General features: G+C 64.5%; 3 protein-coding genes and 1 pseudogene. 2 read left to right on the top strand and 2 right to left on the bottom strand.

Annotated elements, in window-relative coordinates; all coding sequences use genetic code 11:
* Both EOC06_RS44050 and EOC06_RS31970 read left to right on the top strand, forming a co-directional pair.
* Positions 1 to 364: aldo/keto reductase (locus EOC06_RS44050; protein ID WP_245470264.1), on the top strand; the 364-nt coding region annotated here is incomplete at its 5' end.
* Between the two features lie 176 nt (positions 365 to 540).
* Positions 541 to 693, top strand: a complete 153-nt coding sequence (locus EOC06_RS31970; RefSeq protein WP_013532262.1) for a hypothetical protein — start codon at positions 541 to 543, stop codon at positions 691 to 693.
* Between the two features lie 66 nt (positions 694 to 759).
* On the opposite strand, the gene EOC06_RS31965 is transcribed toward EOC06_RS31970, so the two are convergent.
* Together EOC06_RS31965 and EOC06_RS44045 are read right to left on the bottom strand one after the other, a co-directional pair.
* Complete coding sequence (locus tag EOC06_RS31965; protein WP_013532263.1) at positions 760 to 1,020, bottom strand: DUF982 domain-containing protein; 261 nt, start codon at positions 1,018 to 1,020, stop codon at positions 760 to 762.
* A gap of 86 nt (positions 1,021 to 1,106) precedes the next feature.
* Positions 1,107 to 1,194: pseudogene (locus EOC06_RS44045) on the bottom strand (GntR family transcriptional regulator); the annotation flags it as partial.

The following is a 1,194-nucleotide window of genomic DNA, read 5'->3' as shown; positions in this document are numbered from 1 at the left end:
CAGCCCCACCGCCCGCCAACTCGCGGGCTGGTCCGAACCGCCCATCCGCGACGAGGACCGGCTGTGGCGGATCGTCGACGTGCTTGTCGAGATCGGCGCGCAGCGCGGCGTGTCGGCAGCGCAGGTGGCGCTGGCCTGGCTGCTTGGCCGGCCGGCCGTCAGTTCGCTGGTGATCGGCGGCAGGACGGAAACGCAGTTCCGGGACAACATCGCGGCGGCAAGCCTGATGCTCTCCGGCGAGGAGCGCGAGCGCCTCGACGCGGTCAGCCGGCCGCCCTTGCTCTATCCCTACTGGCACCAGCAACTGACGGCAAAGGACCGTTTTGGTGCCGCCGATCTGGTGATTGACCGAAGCGGCATCTGACCGGCAAATCGATGGCGATAGGTATCGGCCGCCGCAATAATGGACCTGGCCTCTTCATTGCGACGCACATCTTGCAAGCCTGGCCATCATCGACGCACTATCGCTTCAGCTGTTGTGTTTGACGGCTAATGCTCCTAGGCAGGACCAGAGCCGCAAGGCAGTGAAAAGGAGCCGATATGGCGCGACCACCAAACTACGATCAGGAACGCAAGGAACGCGACCGCCAGAAGGCGGCCAAAAAGGCCGAGAAGCTGGCAGCCAAGGTTGCAGCGCGGGAACGTTCGAAGCCCGAAGACGAGACTGAAGCCGAAACCGAAACGGCAAAGTGACGGCAAACGGCCCGCAGATGCGGGCCGTGCCTCAATCCAGATTGCCGCCCCAAATGTCGGCTTGTGTCAGGCGGGCGCCTTGTCGCTGACGAACACGTCCACTTCGCGTGCTGCCGCGATGAAGGCGCGCCTGGCGTTCATCGCCGGTTTGTCGCCGGCGAGTGCGTCATGGCAGGCCTGCAGGGCCGCGCGATGCTTGGGGCTGCGCTTGCCGGGCCAGCTGTTGAGGAGGTAGTCGGAAGCCTCACGCGCCGTGCGCAAGAGCTGAGTGCTTCCCGCCGCGACTGACTTCACAGTCACAGGTGTTTCAAATCGGTTGTTTTCCATGGCCGCTCCTTACGCCATCGGCGTCTGCGAAGCGAGGCGAAAGTGCGCATACGTCCAGACGCCGCTTTGCGCCCCTTCATCCACCTTTAAGCAGCAACGACGGCAAAGCCTCTGGCGCGAAGACCGCGCCGATCGTTGGCGAGCGACTTCACCAGCCGGTCGCGGCTGCCGACG

It is taken from the genome of Mesorhizobium sp. M7A.F.Ca.MR.362.00.0.0 (assembly GCF_004023175.1).
GTDB lineage: Bacteria > Pseudomonadota > Alphaproteobacteria > Rhizobiales > Rhizobiaceae > Mesorhizobium.
Note: the sequence above shows the minus strand (reverse complement) of the source record. Positions and strands in the feature narration are given on the sequence as shown.

Bases quoted from the DNA above. Each gene is read 5' to 3' on its own strand.
- EOC06_RS31965 (WP_013532263.1), bottom strand. From the start codon at position 1,020: ATGGAAAACAACCGATTTGAAACACCTGTGACTGTGAAGTCAGTCGCG.
- EOC06_RS31970 (WP_013532262.1), top strand. From the start codon at position 541: ATGGCGCGACCACCAAACTACGATCAGGAACGCAAGGAACGCGACCGC.